Consider the following 21,296-nt stretch of genomic DNA (forward strand, 5'->3'; position numbering starts at 1 on the left):
GCCTCAGCTACGCAGGAGCCATTTACACAGCACGTACGGTATTCCTGAGCGTGCCGATTTCTGAGATTTCACAAACCACGACGTCTCCATCTTTCAGAAACTGTGGTGGTTCCATTGCGTATCCGACGCCGGATGGCGTGCCGGTCGCGATTATGTCGCCTGGTTCCAGGGTTAAGCCTTCTGACAAAGATGCGATCAGCGTTGGGATGTCGAAAATCATGTCCGAAGTAGTTCCGTTTTGGCGCTGTTCCCCGTTCACCGTCAATCCAATTGACAGGGCGTGTGGATCATCGATCGCATCGGCCGTTACGATACTCGGACCCAATGGGCACGACCCATCCAAACCCTTGCCCTTGAAATATTGGCCACCGTGGCGACGTTGGATATCTCGGGCGGTTATATCGTTGAGAATAGTATAGCCGAAAACGTGGTCGAATGCGTCTGCCTTGGCTATGTTGCGGCCCGGTTTTCCAATCACGACAGCCAATTCGACTTCATAATCGATTGCCTCTGAGACCGTTGGAAACATCAGAATGTCTGCTTCTGGCGACACGATGGAAGTCGGCGGTTTTGTGAAGAAAACAGGGTGTTCAGTCACACCAATTTTTTGTTTCTGCGCGCGCTCGCCCTCTGCGATATGTTCGGCGTAGTTGCGCCCAACACAGAACACATTTTTTCGCGGAGCGGGAATTGGAGCCAAAAAAGGAGCATCAGCGGGGGCCAATGCGTCTTCTAGCTCACCTGCTTCTGCCAACGAAACTAGTGAGTTTAACTCCTCAAGCGCATCTTCACCGCCTGCGATCAAGGATTGCATTGACTTAGCTTCGAGCGATTTGTTGCGAATTTGCGCTGCACGCGAAATGTCCAACTTGCTGCCGTTTGTAAGTATAGCCACGCAAACGGCGTCGCCCTCGACTGATACAGTTGCTAACCGCACTCGGCACTCCTCCCTCGTGCTGATTTCAAGCCCCGGTCGTGGATCCCGACCTGCGACTCGTTTTTCCTTCTCTCTTGCTCTTGAGTTTTTTCCGACTTGGCGTTTCAATCAATCAACCAATCACTAAATTGGGTGGGGGCATGAGCGAACCAACTGAACTTGCGCACCGCGTACGCGAACTGATTAACCACGCCGGATATCGGCACAACGACAGGCTTCCGCCTGAACGTGAGCTGTGTTCAAAGCTTGGGACGACGCGCAATCAATTACGCCGAGCTTTAGCTGAGCTTGAAGCGCAAGGGCTCATCTGGCGTCATGTCGGTCGCGGAACTTTCGTAGGTTCCCGACCGGTTCTTAACCTAACCGACGTAACTTATTTGGGTAATCAAATTAAACCTGATCAGCTCGTATCGGTGCGATTTACGATTGAGCCGCAGCTTTGTCGTCTTGCCGCGATGCATTCTACACGTTCAGATCGTGAGCAAATGAGGCTATGCGCAGATAAATGTCGCACTGCAGAGGATTGGCGCACTTACGAAGCCTGGGACAACAATTTGCATCACGCAATAGCTCGCTCCACTCGCAACCAGCTTTTTTTATACTTTTTTGAGACTTTGAACTCGGTTCGAAGATCTATTGTTTGGGGACAGCCACGCGCAACCCTAAAGCCCGCCGAGAATTACTCCAGCTTCAGTGAGCATGATGTTATTGTGTCTGCTATTTCGAAGGGCGACGGTGAACTTGCGGCCAATGCGATGCTGGAACACCTGAAATCGGTCTATTCGCGAGTACTACCATCAAGCATCCAATCCGACGGTTGAAGTATGACCAATGCTCAACCAATTCGTGAAATGGTCGGGCTGAAAGGCAGCTGCAACTCTTGCAAACCCGCCCCAATTTTGGCGATGACTTGGTGAGCGGTCGCGTTAGATCTTATCTGACGTGGCATTGATCGGAGGGCGTCTGACCGTCTTGAATCCGATCTTTGGCAACCAAACGTTCAGGAGGAAAACGATGCCCGACCATGTCATTCCCGCGCCGCAGGTGCATGTAATACCCGTAGCGGGGGGCGGCACGTTCCCGGTCCGTCGTGTCTATTGTATTGGGCGAAACTATGCGGCGCACGCAATTGAAATGGGCCATGATCCGAACCGGGAACCCCCGTTTTTCTTCCAAAAGAACCCGAACAATCTGGATTCGTCAGGAGAGTTCCCGTACCCCCCGCACAGTTCAGATGTGCATCACGAAGCTGAAATGCTGGTTGCGCTCAAGTCCGGTGGTTCAAATATTTCGGTAGACGATGCGTTGGACCATGTTTTTGGGTACGGTCTTTCGCTTGATATGACCCGTCGCGATCTTCAAGGGCAGATGAAGAAAATGGGTCGCCCTTGGGAAATAGGTAAAGCGTTTGAACGCTCAGCACCGTGCGGACCTATTCACAAGGTTTCCGAAGTTGGGCATCTCGACCATGGTTCAATTACTCTCACGGTGAACGGTGAAGTCCGGCAAGAAGGAGACTTGAACCAGATGATCTGGAAAGTGCCTGAGATGATTTCTTACCTGAGCGATTATTTCGAACTTGCAGCCGGTGATGTTATTCTTTCGGGAACTCCTTCGGGAGTTGGTCCCGTAGTCCGAGGCGACGAAATGGTGTTTACTGTCGACAAATTGGATAGCCTGACCGTCAAAGTGACTTAGTAACGACTATCCAACCCTTAGATGCGAACAAAACCAATGCCTCTACTAACGGAACTCAGATGCCCCATTTAGTCGCTGAATTGATTGCATCCCATTCAGGCACCGCAAATGCCATCGGCGCCCCTGGCCGATCTTGGTTGAGTTATCTTGGTCTGCGTGAACTGTGCGCACAGGTCAAAAAGGATTTGCATCAAATCGGAGTAGGTCGCGGTGACAGGGTGGCAATCGTCCTACCCAACGGGCCTGAAATGGCGACGGCGTTCATATCTGTCGCCCATGTGGCAACGACTGCACCTCTGAACCCTGCGTACACGCACGAGGAGTATGTTTTTTACCTCAAGGACCTGAAGGCCAAGGCTCTTCTTGTAAACGAAAACGAAGATGGTCCTGCCGTGCAAGCCGCAAAGGAACTCGGCATCGCTGTCTTGAGGGTGTCTCACGATAGCTTCAATAAGGCAGGACAGTTTTCCATTTTGCCCTGCGACCCGATTGGAACTGCTGACACATCGGCGCCGGGTGAAGATGATGTCGCTCTTATTCTCCATACCTCAGGAACAACATCGCGACCCAAAATCGTCCCTTTGACACAAGCCAATGTCTACGCATCGGCTCGAAATGTGGCTTCGTCTTTAAGACTGACAGTTGACGATCGTTGCCTGAGTATCATGCCACTGTTTCATATACATGGGCTTATCGCTGCGGTTGCCGCATCTTTGAGTGCGGGGTCTCAAATCAGTTGCGCCCCGGGGTTCAACGCTCTCAGCTTTTTTTCGCAGGTCGCGGAAGTAGACCCAACTTGGTACACGGCAGTTCCGACGATGCACCAAGCCATTCTTGCCCGGGCCGCGCGAAATCAATCGATTATCGAGCAATGCCGTTTGCGCTTTCTTCGATCATCCTCAGCTTCGTTGCCAGGGCCGGTCATGGAAGAATTGGTGGCGACATTTGATGCACCTGTCATCGAAGCGTACGGAATGACTGAGGCCACTCATCAAATGTGCTGCAACCCGCTTCCTCCTAAAACGCAAAAGCCGGGATCAGTTGGAATAGCGGCTGGTCCGGAAGTCAGAATCGCAGACGAGCAGGAAGGTGTTTTGATTTCTTCAGGGGAAGTCGGAGAAATCGTTATCAGTGGTCCGAACGTGACGCCGGGATACGAAGGCAACCCGCAGGCTAATGCGGATAACTTTTTTGAAACGGATGGAAAACGCTGGTTTCGCACAGGTGACCAAGGTTCATTCGATGAAGATGGTTATCTGCAACTGACAGGGCGGCTCAAAGAGCTTATCAATCGCGGCGGAGAGAAGATTAGCCCGCTTGAAGTTGACGCCGTACTTCTGAGTCACCCGGAAGTTGCTCAGGCTGTTTGCTTTGCTGTGCCCCATGAAAAACTGGGCGAAGACATCGCAGCGGCGGTGGTGCTGTCAGAAGGTGCCAACATCGCGGGTCAGGACGTTCGGGAATTTGTTGGTACGCGCCTCGCTAAATTTAAAGTGCCGGCCTCGGTCGTCGTACTTGAAGAAATACCAAAAGGCGCGACAGGCAAGATACAACGAATAGGACTAGCTGCTAAGCTGGGACTGGCAGAGGCTTAGACACATGAAAATCTGTATCTTTGGTGCTGGCGCCATCGGAGGGTACGTTGCCGCGAAATTGGCTCAGACCGACGTAGACGTTAGTGTCGTTGCGCGCGGCCCTCATCTGGCGGCAATGCAAAAAAACGGACTTACTCTGATTGAGGAGGGGCAGGATCCGGTAAACGTTTCAATTAGGGCGTCGGACAATGCAGCCGATCTTGGGCCGCAAGACTATGTGTTTATTACCTTAAAAGCGCATTCTGTGCCCTCAGTCGTAGCTTCAATGCAGCCGTTGATCGCGGATGAAACTACAATTGTGAGCGGCGTGAACGGTGTGCCCTGGTGGTATTTTCATAAACTGGGCGGCCCCTATGAGGGGACAAGATTGGCGTCCGTGGACCCGGGCGACGTGCAGTGGAATGGCTTCGGACCGGATCGAGTCCTGGGATGTGTCGTGTACCCAGCGGCAGAGGTTTTAGAACCGGGATCGATTAAACATGTCGAAGGCAATCGTTTTTCAATTGGAGAACCCGATGGCTCGAAGTCCGACCGAGCTACCAAGCTGTCAGCGGCCCTGTCCGCAGCAGGGCTTCGTGCGCCTGTAAGACCAAAACTTCGAGACGAAATCTGGCTGAAACTATGGGGAAATTTATCGTTCAATCCGATCTCAGCACTGACGCATTCGACGCTTGATGTTCTGTGCGAAGACCAGGGTACTCGTTCGGTGGCGCGTGGAATGATGCTTGAGGCTCAGGAAATCGGTGAAAAACTTGGGGTCAGGTTCCCGATTGACGTTGAAAAACGGCTCGATGGCGGGGCGGCTGTCGGCGCACACAAGACCTCTATGTGGCAGGATTTGGAATTGCGTCGACCAATGGAAATTGACGCTTTGGTCACGTCAGTGCAGGAACTGGGGCAACTGACCGGAACAGCGACGCCGACAATCGATACTGTGGCGTCACTGATAAAGCTTCGGGCAAAAGTAGCTGGGTTGTACTAATCAGCAACGATTGTGGTCGCGTCAAAAGAGTTTTGACTAGATATTTGAATTCACGGCAGCACTGGTGGCTGCCGTATCGCTCTAAAATTTCACGTTCACCATTTAACTACTTCGATATTTGTTGGGTAATCATCCAATCAGGGAAACTCGACTGCCAAATTTTTAAGCGACGGGAAAATTCAGGTAATCATTGCCAACAAACAAAGGCAGATTTGTATTTCACAGACGTCAAACAACACCGCGTCATTAAAGTTGCCGCATCATTTAGCCTGAAAAATAGGCGTTTTTCTAAAAAGCATCTATCGCTTAGGCGCTTACCGCTTGAAAACTCTAAATTGATCGTCAAAATTCTCGCATGAATGAATATTTTGATGAAATGTTCAACGGCGATGGATCCCTAAGAGGTCCATACGAAGAAATCGGCCGTTGGTTTAATGCAGAAGACGTGTCACGGTTAAAAGCCAAACAGCGCGAAGCTGAAGAAGTTTTCAGACTAACGGGCATAACTTTCAACGTGTACGGCAAAGCCGAGGCTGAAGAGCGTTTGATACCGTTTGACATCGTGCCGCGTGTAATTTCGGGTCGAGAATGGCAACGTCTCGAGCGTGGTATCGAACAACGGGTAAGGGCAATTAACGCCTTTCTCCACGATATTTATCATCGTCAGGAAATTGTTCGAGCTGGGCGCGTACCGGCAGAGATGATTGCAGGCAACGAAGCATTCTTACCGCAGATGCTCGGCGTTTCCCCTCCGGGTCAAGTCTATACTCATATTGTTGGTGTCGATCTTGTGCGTACGGGGCCGGATGAGTTTTTCGTGCTGGAGGATAATGCACGCACTCCGTCCGGGGTGAGCTATATGCTCGAGAACCGGGAAACGATGCTAAAGATGTTCCCCGAGCTGTTTAACGCCACAAATGTTCGCAATGTTTCCGACTATCCGCGTAACTTAAGACGCTCTCTTGCTGCCTGCGCCCCAAACTGCGCCGAGGGAGAGCCCACTGTCGCAGTGTTGACCCCGGGGATATTCAATTCGGCCTACTACGAACATGCCTTCCTTGCGGACCAGATGGCTGTGGAATTGGTCGAAGGACATGATTTGAGAGTTGTTGACGGGCGCGTTTGCATGCGCACCACCCGAGGTTACAAACCCATCGACGTTCTGTATCGCAGGGTGGATGATGAGTTCTTGGATCCACTGAATTTCAACCCTGATAGTGCACTAGGGGTTCCGGGTATTCTGGATGTCTATCGCGCAGGGGGTATCACGATCGCCAACGCACCGGGGACGGGTATTGCTGACGATAAGGCAATTTACTCTTATATGCCCGAAATCGTTGAATTCTATACAGGTGAAAAGCCCCTGCTTAAAAACGTTCCAACATGGCGTTGCAGCGATCCGGAGTCTCTATCATACGTACTTGATAACCTGTCCGAACTTGTGGTGAAGGAAGTTCATGGATCGGGTGGCTACGGGATGTTGATCGGTCCGACCGCCAGCAAGAAAGAAATCGCAGCGTTCCGCGACAAGCTCAAATCGCGGCCCGGAAATTATATAGCTCAGCCGACGTTGTCGCTTTCGACCGTTCCGATATTTGCGCGCTCGGGACTTGCGCCTAGGCATGTTGATCTTCGGCCGTTTGTTTTGGTGTCTCCCGAAGGAGTTAAAATCACGCCTGGCGGTTTGACCCGCGTCGCGTTGAAGAAAGGATCGCTGGTCGTGAATTCAAGTCAGGGCGGTGGAACCAAAGACACTTGGGTTCTGGAGGACTGACCATGCTGGGAAAAACTGCTGGTGGGTTGTTTTGGATGTCCCGTTATCTGGAACGTGCGGAAAACACCGCTAGGCTTCTGGAAACAGGTCAAAGGATGGCTTTGACACGGACTCAGAATTCGGCAGAGGAATGGGGTTCTGTTCTGAAAACAGCCGGTGTTCTAGATGGGTACCACGCCAAATACGAAGAAGTCGCAAAGGACAACGCGGTAGATTGGATGTTGCGTGATGCCGACAACCCATCCTCGATCAAGTCAGTCATAAAACAGGCACGCGACAACGCACGTCTTGTCCGAACAGCACTGACCCATGATGTGTGGAGTGCGGTAAACGCCACGTGGATGCAGATCGACCAGAAAATGAAGCGCCGTGTAAACGAGCGGGACTTGCCTGGTATGCTGGAACTCATTCGCCATCAGGCGGCTTTGGTCCGCGGCGCCACTTTGGGTACCATGCTGCGTAATGACATTTTTGATTTCACGCGCATTGGAACCTTTGTTGAAAGGGCAGACAACACTGGCCGCATTCTGGACGTTAAGTATTACGTCCTATTGCCCACCGCATTTTCTGTCGGTTCATCATTGGATAACATCCAGTGGGAAAGCATCCTTCGTTCAGTCGGGGCAGGCGGCGGATATCGGTTGATACATGGCCAAAGGACAACGCCATCTGATATTGCCCAGTTCCTGATCCTAGATCAGCGCATGCCCAGAAGCCTGCACTTTTGTTGCAGAAAAATTCAGGAAAACCTGTCTTACCTGCAGAAAGATTACAACTTTATTGGCCCCTCATGTGAGGCATCCAATGTGTTCTATGAGAAATACCTGAACCGGCATATCGCAGATATTTTTGAATTCGGACTGCATGAGTACATTCAGGAGTTTCTTGCGGATCTTGGCGACCTCAGTCGCCAGATCGAAATTGATTACCGGTTTTATGAGTAGCCTATGAGACTGCATATACGACACGAGACACGATACGATTTCGACGCACCTGTTCCCTTTGGGTTGCAACAATTGAGGAAAACGCCAAAGTCGTTTCGCAATCAGAGCATCGTCAGTTGGAGCACCACAGTCTTCGGCGGACGCAAAGAGCTGAGTTTCGAGGACTACCACCGCAACACGGTCGAATTGATTAGCTTTGAAGCAAACACCAAAAGCGTGTCTTTGACCTCTGAAGGCGTTGTAGTCGTTGAAGATACCAACGGTATTTTGGGGCGTCACGAAGGGTCGACACCTCTGTGGCTTTTCAAAAGAAGCACGCCACAGACCACTGCGGGGAAGGGCGTTTCAGATCTGATCAGCTCTTTACCTAAAGATGAGCCGCTTGAGCAGATGCATGCCTTATCTGAAGCAATTCGAGCACAAGTTAGCTACGAAGTCGGAAGCTCACACCCTGATTGGAGCGCGGAAGACGCGATTAAGGCGGGGAGTGGCGTGTGTCAGGACCATGCGCATGTTTTCATCACCTGTGCCCGGAAGATTGGGATGCCTGCTCGGTATGTCTCGGGGTATCTGATGATGAACGAAACCGAACTGCAGGACGCGACCCATGCTTGGGCCGAAGTGCATCTGGACGGGCTGGGATGGGTCGGCTTTGACGTGTCAAACGGGATTTCCCCAGACGATCGATATGTTCGTGTTGCGACCGGTCTGGACTATTCCCAAGCCGCCCCGGTAATAGGAAACAGAATAGGGACAGCGGGCGAGCAATTGACAGTACAGTTGCAAGTCGCACAGCAGTAACGGAGAACTTGATGACCTACGCTGTGGGCATGCGGCTGAATTGCGGGCTGGTTTTCATGTCTGATACGCGCACGAATGCGGGCGTCGACAACATTTCAACGTTCAATAAGATGTTCAACTGGACGTTGGAAGGTGACCGGTCCATCACTTTGCTGGCGGCTGGCAACCTGGCGACAACTCAGGCCACCATAAGCCTGCTGGAAGAGCGTACAAAAGCGCCGGAAGATCGTTCGCCATCAATCCTCGAAGCGCCTACCATGTTTCAAGTCGCGCAATTGGTCGCGGCCACTCTGAACGACGTCATCGAGCAGCACGCGCGTTCAGGTCAGCAAGCCGACAGTGCCTTTCACGCTACAGTTATTCTGGGTGGTCAGATCAAAGGCGGCCCGTCGCGTTTGTTTCTGATATATCCCGAAGGCAACTTCATCGAAGCTGGCGACGACACACCGTTCTTTCAAATCGGAGAAACGAAATACGGCCGCCCAATTTTGGTGCGCGCTTACGATCCGGAAATGAGCTTTGCGGAAACCGTGAAACTGCTGCTTGTGAGTTTCGATTCCACGATCAAGGCTAATCTATCCGTCGGAGCACCGCTCGACCTGATGCTTTATGATGAAGACAGCCTCGAAGCTGGGACGCGGTCCAGATTCGAAGCCGACGATCCGTACTTCCGTACAATTTCTGACGGGTGGGGCGATGCATTGAAATCCGCTTTATCCAAACTTCCGGACTATAAACCGGCGGAAAAACGAAACGGTTGAACCTCCGCGTTGCGCCCGAAGTAGCAGTGAGCAATGCAGTGAACTCTGGCCTTTGAACGAAGCCGGTCATGGCTTCGTAAATCTGCAGCACCATGGTCGTTGAATTTATAAGATTTTCTTGCCCTGCTGCCCAACGCTGAGCGTCCCGTCGCCTGTCACTTCCACATAGACGCCCATATCCATATGGCCCAAGTGTTTTCGAAGCAGGAACGGGATTTTTAAGTCTCGTTCAGCCGTTTCTGGGTTTACCTCGGTCGCAGCGCACCTTTTCGTCCGCGAAAGTATTCTTAGTGTCACGTCACCAAACACTAAGGTGGAACCGACGGATTCCAATTCAGAAAACGGTTCTAGCCCATCAATCTCAATATTCGCGCGAAACCGTGCTGGGTTTATATCTACGTTAAGCTTTCTACTGAGTGCGTTCACAGAAGCTAGGTTGAGAACGGAAATGGCGTTCATCATTTTTGGCGATACGACAGAAACATCGGTAAATCGATGTGGATAGGAAGAGACAAATTTTGGCGGCTCGGGGTCACGTAAACCAAGTTCACTGTAAAGGAAATTAGCCGCGTCCGATTGCCCTTTTTGTTCACGCATGTTGAAGCGATGCGGTCCCCTTTGCGTCTTAATCTCAAGAACCTGCTCTTGCGCGTCAAAGCTCGTCCGAAGACCCGCAAGGGCTGCTTCGTTCAATAGGACAACAAAGCGGTCTTTTTGCAGCGGTTTAGGGTCAAGCGGGTCGAAGCCAGAGTTGTAGCGCGCAAACCCAAAGAGACGATCACCAGGAATGCCTTCTTCCGCGTTAAGGCTTACGGTGCTCAGCGGTTCCGGGCTCAAACCCTTGATAGGGTATCGGTTCATTCGAGAAATTGTGACATCGGTCATTCTTTGGTTCCTGACTTTGGAGGTGCTCTCGCGCAGGGCTCAATCAGTGCCCTTCATACAATTTCAATCACACTTTTAAAGCGTCCTTAGGTGAACGGCACAAAATTAAAATAACCACGGCGTAGAGTTGTTTTGACTCGACAAGACTTGGCTACCGATACTTCAATTTGACGGCCCAGCTCTATGGAATTCGATATCTGCTACTTTTCGCTGAGCGGTATCATCAAAACTCAAGAAGATTGAAAGTTTAATAAAATCAATTTTCTAATGACCGATCCTCATGCGTGTTCAGTAATTTTGAGGTACGAACCTCAAAAATAACTAGACTTGAGGTGCGTACCTCAAATAGCCTTAGACATATGCCGCGATTCGCACATCCTCGATTGACGGCGCAAAAAGGGAGGAATGGATGACTTACTCAAAACTGGCCTCGGCCAGCGCAATAGTCCTTGCCGCTACTACTCTTTCAACCAAGGCAAATGCTGAAGATCTGACCTTGTGTTGGGCGGCCTGGGATCCGGCCAACGCGCTTGTCGAATTGTCCAAAGAATTCGAATCTGAATCGGGCCACACGATGAATTTCGAGTTCGTGCCATGGCCCAACTTTGCCGACAGGATGCTGAACGAACTGAACTCAGGTGGCAAACTTTGTGACCTTTTGATCGGTGACAGCCAGTGGATCGGCGGTGGCGCTGAAAACGGCCATTACGTGCAATTGAATGACTTCTTCGATGCTGAAGGCATCAGCATGGATGACTTTGCACCAGCTACTGTTTACGCGTATTCAACCTGGCCCAAGGGCACACCGAATTATTACGCGCTTCCAGCGATGGGCGATGCGAATGGTTGGTTCTACCGCAAGGACTGGTTTGAAGATCCGGAAATCCAAGCCGCTTACAAAGAGGCAACGGGTGAAGATCTACGTGAGCCTCAGTCCCAAAAAGAGCTGCTGCAAATCGCGCAATTCTTCCAAGGCCGCGAAATTGATGGCAAAACCGTTTATGGGGCGGCTATATTTACCGAGCGCGGTTCCGAAGGGATCACAATGGGTGTGACCGGTGCTCTGTACCCTTGGGGTTTCAAGTACGAAAACACGCCTGGTTCATACGACATGGAAGGTGCGGTGAACTCACCCGAGGCTGTTGAAGCGCTGGAATTCTACAAAGAGTTCTACAAAACAGCGACACCTCCTGGGTACACCAACTCTTACATGGGTGAGAGCCTGGATGCGTTTAAGTCTGGTCAGGTCGCCATGGCTATGAACTGGTTTGCGTTCTTCCCAGGTCTTTATGCTGATCCGAACACTGGCGGCGATAAGATTGACTTCTTCGTGAACCCGCCGCAAAACCAAGCCGGTTCTACGCTGGGCGGGCAGGGGATTTCGGTTGTCAGTTACTCTGACAAACAGGACGCCGCGCTTGAGTATATCAAGTGGTTCGCGCAGCCCGAGGTTCAGGCCAAGTGGTGGGAACTGGGCGGTTATTCAGCGCATAACTCAGTGCTGGAAGACCCCGGTTTTGTGGACAGTCAGCCTTTTGCAGGTGACTTCCTAGAGGCAATGGCCGGTGTGCAAGACTTCTGGCAGGAGCCTGCATATGCTGAACTTCTGTTGGCGATGCAAAAGCGTATCCACGACTACGTAGTTGCTGATCAGGGTACGGCGCAAGAAGCGCTTGATCTACTGATCGAAGACTGGACTGAAGTCTTCGAAGACGAAGGCAAGCTGTAGTCCGGAAATAGGACAGGAGCGGGCCATTGTCCGCTCCACCACCCGCAAGTCCGAAACCGACAAGAACTGGCAAAAACATGTCTGACAGGACCATAGATCGCGTTGCGCAGGCAACGCCCGTGCGAGTTGCGCGCAAAATCAGGGGATTATCGGATCGGGCGATTGCTTGGATTTTCATCTCCCCAACGATCTTCCTGCTACTTGCGATCAACATCTTTCCGTTGATCTGGACCATCCAGCTGAGCTTTACCAACTACAAAGCCAACCGGATCGGACGTGAGGTTCAGGATGTCGGGTTCAGAAATTATGAACGCATTCTGACCGACTCGGACACTTGGCTGAACATGCAAGCCACCGCGCACTTCCTGTTCTGGACGATTTTCTTTCAGGTGTTGATCGGCTTCACGCTGGCGTGGCTGCTCAACAAGAAATTCAAGGGTAACGATCTTTGGACGACGATTATTGTATTGCCAATGATGTTGTCACCGGCAGTCGTCGGGAACTTCTGGAAGTTCCTTTATCAGCCGCAGATCGGACTGTTCAACTACATCGTGTCGTGGTTCACCGGCAAAGACCCGTCAAGCTTTGAGATGCTCGGCTCGGTAACACTGGCCCCGTGGGCCATCGTAATTGTCGACACGTGGATGTGGACGCCGTTCGTGATGCTGATCTGTCTGGCCGGACTGCGCAGTATTCCAGATTACATCTACGAGGCGGCTGAGATCGACAGAGCCAGCAAGCTGCGCCAGTTTTTCACGATTACAATCCCGATGGTACTGCCGTTCTTGATGTTGGCAGTGTTGTTCCGGGGAATCGAGAATTTCAAGATGTTCGATTTGGTGGTTCAGTTGACTGGTGGCGGGCCAGGTTCGGTTACTGAACTGACCTCAATCAACCTCAAGCGTGAGGCGTTTGAGAAATGGCGAACGGGCTACGCATCGGCCTATGCGATCATCCTGTTCGTCACCGTGTTCGGCCTTGCGTCGATCTATGTAAAAGCTCTGAACAAGGTGAAGCAGAGATGAGCAGTTTTTCTGTCACCGAACCCTCTAATCGCTCGAAATGGGTCGCTGGTGTATCGGTCATCAGCTATGCGCTGATCACCATGATCCCATTGGTTTGGATTTTGATGACGGGTTTCAAATCCCCGGCGGATGCGATCAGCTACCCGCCCAAGGTAGTCTTTGACCCAACCCTTGAGGGCTACGTCAACCTGTTCACAACCCGCACGCGGCAAACGCAGGAGTTTCTGGAGGCGAACCCCCCGCAGAACTGGGCGGACGAGATCGTACGCCAGTATGACATGGTGATCGTCGGACCATCTAAGTTTGGCGAGCGTTTCATGAATTCGGTGATTATCGGGTTCGGCTCGACATTCTTAAGCATCTTTCTTGGGACTCTGGCCGCGTATGCTTTCAGCAGGTTCAAGGTTCCGCTCAAGGACGACCTTCTATTCTTCATCCTCAGTACAAGGATGATGCCACCTGTTGCCGTCGCTATTCCGATCTTCCTGATGTTCAGGAACCTCGGTCTGAGCGATACGCATCTGGGGATGATCCTGCTGTATACGGGCGTGAACATCTCGTTGGCGGTCTGGTTGTTGAAGGGGTTCATCGATGAAATCCCTCGCGAGTACGAAGAGGCAGCTCTCATTGACGGCTACACTCGGTTCCAGGCATTCTACAAAGTGGTTCTGCCACAGGCCGCCACGGGTATCGCATCGACGGCAATCTTCTGTCTGATCTTTGCTTGGAACGAATATGCGTTTGCCGTGTTGCTCACGTCTGCGAATGCGCAGACTGCGCCGCCGTTCATTCCAACCATCATCGGGATCGGTGGGCTGGATTGGCCCGCAGTTGCCGCTGGCGCCACGATCTTCCTGATCCCAGTCATGATATTCACCATCCTGATGCGCAAACACCTGCTGCGTGGGATCACATTTGGAGCTGTCCGCAAATGAGCGATTTTCTGACCGGATTAATGCGCTTGCGCCGAGGCCCATGGGAGATGGTCGCGACCATACTTATCGCGGTCGGGGTCTTTATGCTGATGCAGCCGTTTGTGCTTTGGGCGTTCACCTATTCCTTCATCGTCACGCTGATCGGAACCGTCATGTTCATCATCGTCAGCCATTTTCCGGAGTAGAAATGGCCCAGATCGTAGTCAAAAACGTTAAGAAGAAGTTTGGGGATTTCACGGCTGTCCGCGAAAGCTCATTCACTATCGAAGACGGTGAGTTTTTCATGCTGCTCGGGCCATCCGGTTGCGGAAAAACGACGACTTTGCGAATGATCGCTGGCTTGGAACTGCCGACATCCGGGGAAATATACCTCGACGGTGAAGAAATCAGCCAGCGGCCTCCGTCAGAGCGGGACATTGCCTTCGTTTTTCAGATGTTCGCGCTGTACCCACACATGAACGTTCGAAAGAACATAAGTTATCCGCTGATATCGCAGGGTATGCCGCGCGCTGATGTTAAAGCCAAAGTTGAGGAAGTTTCCAGAATTCTGGGAATAACTGATATCCTGGACAGCCCAGTGGGTGGACTGTCGGGCGGCGACAGACAACGAGTGGCGCTGGGTAGGGCGATTGTTCGCGAACCCAAAGCCTTCATGATGGATGAGCCGCTTGGTGCGCTGGATGCAGAGTTTCGTGAGCACATGGCCGAAGAACTGCGGGCTCTTCATGACCGAATGGGGGCGACCACGGTTTACGTCACGCACGATCAGCTGGAAGCCATGCAAATGGGCGACAAGATCGTCGTGATGAACAACGCGGTGATCGAGCAGTTTGGCACTCCCCAGGAAATCTACGACAAGCCAGCGACAATGTTCGTCGCGGATTTCATTGGGTCTCCGTCGATGAATTTCTTGCCGTTTCAAGGCAAGGTCGAACCCGGTACAGAATTGGTAAGACTAAATGGTCATGACGAAGCTGTTCCCAAGCTGAAAGAAGGTGCTGAAGGCGAGCTAGTCTTTGGTGTTCGCCCCGAGCACGTTTTCTTGTCTACCGACAGCAATTACCGCGCCAAGGTACTAGCCGCAGAATACTTGGGTACGACCCAGATCGTCACATTGCAAAGCCCCAATGGTGAACTGAAAGCTCGTATTGGCGCAGGTGAAACGGTGACGCCTGGCGAGACTGTGGGACTGGAATTCCGCTCTCCAACGATAACCCTTTTTGAGCAATCTACAGGCCGGGCGCTAAGGTCCGCTTTGAACGACGAGGTGTTGAGCAATGGCTGAAGTCGTTTTGGAAAGTATCTCAAAGTCGTTTGGAAATGTGAAAGCGGTTGACAATATCTCGATGACTATTCCTGACGGCGCTTTTGTCGTCCTTCTGGGGCCAACCGGCGCGGGCAAAACAACGACGTTGAGATTGATATCTGGGCTTGAAAAGCTGGATTCAGGATCGGTTCGCATTGCCGGTCGCGATGTCGGTTATGAAACACCGGCGCAGCGTGATGTAGCCATGGTTTTCCAGCAATACTCGCTATACCCGCACATGACGGTTCGTGAAAACCTGTCGTTTCCCCTTAGATCCCCGATCCTGCAGACACCTGAGGATGAGATCACCAGGAAGGTGAGCGAAGTTGCGGAAATTCTTCAGATTCCACACAAGCTGGAAAACAAAGCCACTGAACTGTCTGGTGGCGAAATGCAGCGGGTGTCGATTGGCCGAGCATTGGTGCGTGATCCTCAGATATTTCTCATGGACGAACCGCTCAGCTCGTTGGATGCCAAACTTCGCGCCGATTTGCGCGTGGAGCTGAAGAGAATTCAGGCAGATCTTGGGTCCACGCTTTTGTATGTAACCCACGATCAGGTCGAAGCCATGACAATGGCGACGCATATTGGCGTATTGGAAGAGGGTCGGTTGGTTCAATACGGTACGCCCCGCGACATCTATGAGAACCCCGGCAGCGTATATGTCGCCAGTCGGTTGGGTCTGCCGCGGATCAATATCCTGCCGTCAGAGTTGTTCGGTGGAGATCACAAAGGTCCGCAGATTGGTCTGCGTCCTGAAAACATTGTCGAGGGCGAGGGCAGCGACGCGCGCGTGATACGTGCTGAGCATCTTGGCGACCAAACGCGGCTGCACTTGGACTTAAATGGCCATCCAGTCGTGACCCTTATCGACTCTCATCAGGATTATCCTTCTGGAAAGACAGTAAAAATTCGTCCCCACAATCCGCTATATTTTGACGCGTCCGGTGCGCGTGTGAATTAAGGAGCACAAGCATGGCCCAGTTCCTCAACTCAAAAGAAACCCTTGTAACAGAGGCAATAGATGGCCTTCTGGCGTCATCCGGCGGGGCTCTGACCCGCTTGGATGGGTATCCACACATCAAGGTTGTGTATCGGTCGGATTGGGACAAGTCCAAAGTCGCATTGGTCTCTGGTGGCGGGTCCGGTCATGAGCCTGCCCATGCGGGTTTTGTAGGTGCTGGTATGCTTACTGCCGCTGTTTGCGGTGAAGTTTTTGCATCACCTTCGGTCGAAGCGGTTCTCGCAGGTATCCTTGCCGTTACCGGAGAGGCAGGGTGCTTGCTTATCGTTAAGAACTATACTGGCGACCGGTTGAATTTTGGGCTGGCGGCAGAACGTGCCCGCGCATTGGGGCGCAAAGTTGAAATGGTGGTGGTCGATGATGACATCGCCTTGCCTGACCTACCGCAACCGCGTGGTGTTGCGGGTACCTTGTTCGTGCATAAAATTGCGGGTGCTCTTGCAGAGCGTGGTGCTGACCTTGGCACAGTTACCAACGCCGCGAAAAACATCATCGAAAAAGTGGTTAGTATCGGCATGAGCCTCGATACCTGTACTGTACCGGGGTCCCCCAAGGAAAACAGGATTGCGCCGGGCAAAGCAGAGTTGGGGTTGGGAATCCACGGAGAACCAGGGGTCGAGCAAGTTGAGTTCGCAAATGCCATGACGGCAATGTCCACCGTTGTTGAAAAATTGAAGCAACGTGTTGGGTCTGGCGACTGCGTTGCGTTGGTGAACAATTTAGGATCAACGACGCCCCTGGAAATGTCTGTTCTTACGCATGCTTTGTCTGAAACTGGCATAGCGAGGCACATCATTGGTCCTGCACCAATGATGACTTCGCTGGATATGCACGGATTTTCCGTATCGGTACTGCCGGTAGACTCTGGTGACTTGTCGGCGCTTCAAACTCCGGTCGACCTGGCGGCATGGCCCGGTATCAATACAATTGAGCCCATCAAGGTGGCTCCTCTGCCAGATGGTTTGACTCCGATCGATCCAATTCCTTCCAACAACCCAGATACCAAAAAGACGATTGCTCGACTGTCTGAACTACTTATCCTTGCTGAAAAGGATCTTAATGAGCTGGATGCCAAGTCGGGTGATGGAGATACGGGTAGTACTTTGGCAACTGCCGCCCGGTCGTTGCAAGGTAGTCTGGACCGGATGCCTCTTGCAGATCTAACACAGCTGTTCCCTGCACTAGGCAATGAATTGAGCCAGACCATGGGCGGGTCATCAGGTGTAATCCTTGCAATCTTTTTTAATGCAGCCGGAGACGCCTGTGCCAGCGGGGCTTCGATATCAAAGTCACTGGTAGAAGGCCTGAACCGCGTTAGCCAGGTTGGTGGAGCCAAAGTTGGCGACAGGACAATGATCGACGCGCTTGCGCCTGCTCTGACAGCGCTGCCTTCAGGGTTAGCACAAGCTGCAAAGGCTGCGCGGGAAGGTGCTGACAATACAGCGAAAATTCACCGTGCGAAGGCCGGCCGAGCAGCCTATGTTCCCGAAGAAAACCTAAAAGGGCATAACGACCCGGGCGCTGAAGCTGTCGCGTTGTTGTTCGAGGGCTTGGCGCAGGAGATTGAGGGCTGAAAGACACGTGGAAGACCAAAAACAAAAGTTAGAATTGGTGAAAAAGCCAACTGTAAATGACATCGCGCGCGTTGCAGGTGTCAGCTTGGCGACTGTTGACCGGGTATTGAACAGGCGCCCCGGTGTCCGGGCGGTGACTGTACAAAAGGTACAAAAGGCGATCGATGATCTGGGGTACGTTCGCGACACGGCTGCCGCTAACCTTGCGCGAAACCGAGTTTACAATTTCCTATTTATCTTGCCGGACACGGATAACGAGTTTGTAGAGGCAATTAGTAAGCAGATCGCCGAGCAATCGCGCGATCAGTTTATTGAGAGAACGCGCATTACGATCACAAAGGTCGCTCCGTTTGAGCCTCAGGACATCGTCAATATATTGGATGGCGTCGATAGTTTGGAAGTAGATGGAGTGGCCGTTTTCGGGCCAGAAACTCCTTCGGTGCGTGACGCTGTTAAAAGGGTAAGGGATAAGGGTGTTCCGGTCGTTGCCTTGGTTTCCGATTTGCCAAGCTCGGACAGAGATCACTTTGTTGGAATTGACAACGTGTCGGCAGGACGCACAGCTGCACAGCTTATGGGCCGGTTTGCGCATCGCAAGGGGAAAGTATTGGTGCTGACCGGGTCACGTTTGGCGCGCGACCATCTGGAAAGGCGTCAGGGTTTCGATCTGGTTGTTGCCGAAGATTTTCCCCACCTCGAAGTCGTGGCCTCGGTAGAAGGTCGGGATGACCCGGACCTGATCTACAAGATGATGCCTGGTATCTTTGAAACCTATCCCGATTTGGTTGGAATTTACTCTTCCGCTGCAGGGAATGCAGGTTTGGTGCAATTTTTGTCCGAGAGCAACATTGGCAAGGATTTGGTAATCATCGCCCACGAGCTGACTCCGCTCAGTCGCGAGGCGCTTAGTCAAGGAACCTTTGACGCTTTGATCTCACAGGACTCTGGGCACCTTGTTCGCTCTGCGGTTCGACTTCTGCGTGCGACATCAGACAAAGTTCCATTCAACAAAGCGCAGGAGCGCATCCGTATCGACATCTACCTAAAGGAAAATTTACCGCCATAGAGGCATCGGTTTTCGGGAGGAAAATTAATGAAGACGATCAAAGGTCCAGCTCTATTTCTTGCACAATTTGCGGGCGATGAAGCACCGTTCAATTCATGGGACTCAATTACCAAGTGGGCTGCGGATTGCGGATACGAGGGCGTGCAAGTTCCCAGTTGGGATGGCCGATTGTTCGATTTGGAATTGGCTGCGTCAAGCAAAGATTATTGCGATGATTTTAAAGGTAAAGCCAGAGAAAATGGCGTTGAAGTTACCGAGTTGTCAACGCACCTTCAGGGGCAGCTTGTGGCCGTTCACCCGGCGTATGACACTGCTTTCGACGGTTTCGCAGCTGAAAGTGTAAGGGGAAATCCGAAAGCCCGGCAAGAATGGGCGGTAGATCAAGTCAAGAAGGCTTTGACCGCTTCACGAAACCTGGGAATTTCCGCCCATGCGACATTCTCTGGTGCGCTGGCTTGGCCTTACGTTTATCCTTGGCCACAGCGGCCTGCTGGTTTGATTGAAACGGCATTTGATGAGTTGGCACGCCGCTGGACGCCAATCCTTGACCACGCAGAAGACTGCGGCGTCGATGTCTGCTACGAAATACATCCCGGCGAAGACCTGCATGACGGTGTCACGTACGAAATGTTCCTGGAGCGTACGGGCAATCATGCGCGGGCGTGCATGCTATACGACCCGTCGCACTATGTTCTGCAGTGCCTGGATTATTTGGACAACATCGACATCTACAAAGATCGGATTCGGATGTTCCACGTCAAAGATGCCGAGTTTAACCCAACCGGTCGGCAGGGTGTATATTCCGGTTACCAAAATTGGGTTGATCGAGCAGGGCGGTTCCGGTCACTTGGTGATGGTCAGGTGGATTTTGTGGCAGTTTTCTCAAAGATGGCTGCAAACGACTTTGACGGCTGGGCTGTAGTTGAATGGGAATGTTGTCTGAAACACCCCGAGGACGGCGCGATAGAGGGAGCCGAATTCGTTGCCGATCATATCATTAGTGTGACCGAGAAAGCTTTTGATGACTTTGCTGACAGCGGTGCCGACGAAGCGGCCAATCGAAAAATGTTGGGGATCGACTGATGGTAACCGGACGAAGTGAAGAAACTTCTGCACGCATCCGCCTTGGTATGGTGGGCGGAGGAAATGACGCCTTCATAGGAGGTGTTCATCGCATAGCTGCGCGATTGGATGATAAGTTTGAGCTGGTTGCCGGGGCTTTGTCTTCAACGCCCGAGAAGTCGCGCGAAAGCGGCGAAGCTTTGGGTCTCGACCGGGTTTACGAAGATTTCAAGCAGATGGCGATCCGAGAAGCGCGGCTGAAGTCAGGAATTGAAGCGGTCTCAATTGTGACGCCCAATCATGTACATTACGCCGCCGCGCGAGAGTTCCTGAAGCGCGGCATTCACGTGATATGCGACAAGCCTCTTACCTCGACCCTTGGCGATGCGAAAAAATTGGTCAAAGCGGCGGAAAGTTCAAACGCTCTTTTCATACTGACACATAATTACACGGGCTATCCCATGGTTCGGCAGGCCCGTGAAATGATTGCCAGCGGGGAGATCGGAAATATCCGCGTTATTCAGGTCGAGTACCCGCAGGACTGGCTGACTGAGCAGCAAGATTTCAAACAGGCTGAGTGGCGGACAGATCCAGAACGCTCTGGGGCAGGTGGGTCAACTGGTGACATCGGAACACATGCTTATAACCTGGCGTGTTTTGTGACCGGATTGAAGGCCGAAAGCCTCGCAGCGGATCTGCAGGCTTTCGTTCCTGGGCGCAAAGTTGATGACAATGCGCATGTGTTGCTTCGGTTCGAAGGTGGAGCACGCGGAATGTTGTGGTCTTCCCAAGTAGCACCCGGTAACGAAAACGCCCTGCGACTGCGTATCTATGGCGAAAAGGGTGGGCTTGAATGGGCACAGGAAGATCCAAACTATCTTTGGTTTACGCCCTACGGTGAACCAAAGCGTTTGATTACCCGTAATGGCGCTGGCGCTATGGATTCTGCAAACCGACTAAGCAGAGTTCCTCCGGGTCATCCTGAGGGGTATCTGGAAGGGTTTGCTAACATTTACGGTGAAGCTGCAGAAGCCATTCTGGCTTTTAGAAGTGGGAACGCGCCTGAGCCGTCTGTCGTTTATCCAACGGTTCACGATGGTTTAAATGGTGTCAGGTTCGTCGCCGCATGTGTGCAAAGCTCTGCCAGAAATTCGGCTTGGGTGAAACTGGAGTAGAACCGTAGACTGCTCTGGTGGAT

The 21,296-nt window shown here is 52.1% G+C and carries 20 protein-coding genes; 18 read left to right on the forward strand and 2 right to left on the reverse strand.

Annotated elements, in window-relative coordinates:
* Positions 1-22: 22 nt before the first annotated feature.
* On the reverse strand, positions 23-937 hold the full coding sequence (locus tag ACR0L3_RS03320) for a fumarylacetoacetate hydrolase family protein (RefSeq protein ID WP_480743617.1): 915 nt from the start codon (positions 935-937) through the stop codon (positions 23-25).
* Positions 938-1,077: 140 nt separating this feature from the next.
* Here ACR0L3_RS03320 and ACR0L3_RS03325 point away from each other — a divergent pair, with 140 nt between their 5' ends.
* The 8 genes from ACR0L3_RS03325 to ACR0L3_RS03360 all read left to right on the forward strand — a co-directional run bounded on the left by ACR0L3_RS03325 (position 1,078) and on the right by ACR0L3_RS03360 (position 9,492).
* On the forward strand, positions 1,078-1,758 hold the full coding sequence (locus tag ACR0L3_RS03325) for a FadR/GntR family transcriptional regulator (RefSeq protein ID WP_480743619.1): 681 nt from the start codon (positions 1,078-1,080) through the stop codon (positions 1,756-1,758).
* A gap of 193 nt (positions 1,759-1,951) precedes the next feature.
* Positions 1,952-2,635, forward strand: coding sequence for a fumarylacetoacetate hydrolase family protein (locus tag ACR0L3_RS03330; protein WP_480743621.1), 684 nt, complete (start codon positions 1,952-1,954; stop codon positions 2,633-2,635).
* A 59-nt stretch (positions 2,636-2,694) separates the two neighbouring features.
* On the forward strand, positions 2,695-4,230 hold the full coding sequence (locus tag ACR0L3_RS03335) for an acyl--CoA ligase (RefSeq protein WP_480743623.1): 1,536 nt from the start codon (positions 2,695-2,697) through the stop codon (positions 4,228-4,230).
* A gap of 4 nt (positions 4,231-4,234) precedes the next feature.
* Positions 4,235-5,212 (forward strand): 2-dehydropantoate 2-reductase, encoded by a 978-nt coding sequence (locus tag ACR0L3_RS03340; protein WP_480743625.1) that lies wholly within the window; start codon positions 4,235-4,237, stop codon positions 5,210-5,212.
* A gap of 355 nt (positions 5,213-5,567) precedes the next feature.
* A complete protein-coding gene (locus tag ACR0L3_RS03345) occupies positions 5,568-6,986 on the forward strand; it encodes a circularly permuted type 2 ATP-grasp protein (RefSeq protein WP_480743626.1) in 1,419 nt (472 codons plus the stop codon).
* Between the two features lie 2 nt (positions 6,987-6,988).
* Entirely contained in the window at positions 6,989-7,930 is a 942-nt protein-coding gene (locus tag ACR0L3_RS03350; RefSeq protein ID WP_480743628.1) for an alpha-E domain-containing protein, read from the forward strand.
* A gap of 3 nt (positions 7,931-7,933) precedes the next feature.
* A complete protein-coding gene (locus ACR0L3_RS03355) occupies positions 7,934-8,731 on the forward strand; it encodes a transglutaminase family protein (protein WP_480743630.1) in 798 nt (265 codons plus the stop codon).
* Positions 8,732-8,742: 11 nt separating this feature from the next.
* A complete protein-coding gene (locus ACR0L3_RS03360) occupies positions 8,743-9,492 on the forward strand; it encodes a proteasome-type protease (protein WP_480743632.1) in 750 nt (249 codons plus the stop codon).
* A 105-nt stretch (positions 9,493-9,597) separates the two neighbouring features.
* Here the strand turns inward: ACR0L3_RS03360 and ACR0L3_RS03365 are convergent, their stop codons facing one another.
* A complete protein-coding gene (locus tag ACR0L3_RS03365) occupies positions 9,598-10,329 on the reverse strand; it encodes an MOSC domain-containing protein (protein ID WP_480743634.1) in 732 nt (243 codons plus the stop codon).
* 457 nt (positions 10,330-10,786) lie between these two features.
* Between ACR0L3_RS03365 and ACR0L3_RS03370 the strand changes: the two genes are divergently transcribed.
* The 10 genes from ACR0L3_RS03370 (at position 10,787) to ACR0L3_RS03415 (ending at position 21,273) form a co-directional block, all read left to right on the forward strand.
* Positions 10,787-12,106 (forward strand): ABC transporter substrate-binding protein, encoded by a 1,320-nt coding sequence (locus tag ACR0L3_RS03370; protein ID WP_480743636.1) that lies wholly within the window; start codon positions 10,787-10,789, stop codon positions 12,104-12,106.
* 77 nt (positions 12,107-12,183) lie between these two features.
* Positions 12,184-13,131, forward strand: coding sequence for a carbohydrate ABC transporter permease (locus ACR0L3_RS03375; RefSeq protein WP_480743637.1), 948 nt, complete (start codon positions 12,184-12,186; stop codon positions 13,129-13,131).
* Positions 13,128-14,066, forward strand: a complete 939-nt coding sequence (locus ACR0L3_RS03380; RefSeq protein ID WP_480743638.1) for a carbohydrate ABC transporter permease — start codon at positions 13,128-13,130, stop codon at positions 14,064-14,066. Before ACR0L3_RS03375 ends, ACR0L3_RS03380 begins: the two co-directional genes overlap by 4 nt.
* Positions 14,063-14,251, forward strand: coding sequence for a hypothetical protein (locus ACR0L3_RS03385; protein WP_039524935.1), 189 nt, complete (start codon positions 14,063-14,065; stop codon positions 14,249-14,251). The genes ACR0L3_RS03380 and ACR0L3_RS03385 overlap by 4 nt, the downstream gene beginning before the upstream one ends.
* Before the next feature lie 2 nt (positions 14,252-14,253).
* A complete protein-coding gene (locus ACR0L3_RS03390) occupies positions 14,254-15,351 on the forward strand; it encodes an ABC transporter ATP-binding protein (RefSeq protein ID WP_480743640.1) in 1,098 nt (365 codons plus the stop codon).
* Positions 15,344-16,336: an ABC transporter ATP-binding protein gene (locus ACR0L3_RS03395; protein ID WP_480743642.1), complete on the forward strand. Its 993-nt coding sequence runs from the start codon at positions 15,344-15,346 to the stop codon at positions 16,334-16,336. Before ACR0L3_RS03390 ends, ACR0L3_RS03395 begins: the two co-directional genes overlap by 8 nt.
* Positions 16,337-16,347: 11 nt before the next feature.
* A complete protein-coding gene (locus ACR0L3_RS03400; RefSeq protein WP_480743643.1) occupies positions 16,348-17,970 on the forward strand; it encodes a dihydroxyacetone kinase subunit DhaK in 1,623 nt (540 codons plus the stop codon).
* Between the two features lie 7 nt (positions 17,971-17,977).
* The gene (locus ACR0L3_RS03405) at positions 17,978-19,036 is read left to right on the forward strand and encodes a LacI family DNA-binding transcriptional regulator (protein WP_480743645.1); all 1,059 of its coding nucleotides are present in this window, start codon (positions 17,978-17,980) and stop codon (positions 19,034-19,036) included.
* 27 nt (positions 19,037-19,063) lie between these two features.
* Positions 19,064-20,119: a sugar phosphate isomerase/epimerase family protein gene (locus tag ACR0L3_RS03410; RefSeq protein ID WP_480743646.1), complete on the forward strand. Its 1,056-nt coding sequence runs from the start codon at positions 19,064-19,066 to the stop codon at positions 20,117-20,119.
* Positions 20,119-21,273: a Gfo/Idh/MocA family protein gene (locus ACR0L3_RS03415; RefSeq protein ID WP_480743648.1), complete on the forward strand. Its 1,155-nt coding sequence runs from the start codon at positions 20,119-20,121 to the stop codon at positions 21,271-21,273. The genes ACR0L3_RS03410 and ACR0L3_RS03415 overlap by 1 nt, the downstream gene beginning before the upstream one ends.
* Positions 21,274-21,296 lie beyond the last annotated feature (23 nt).

This window comes from Ruegeria sp. CK1 (assembly GCF_056536545.1).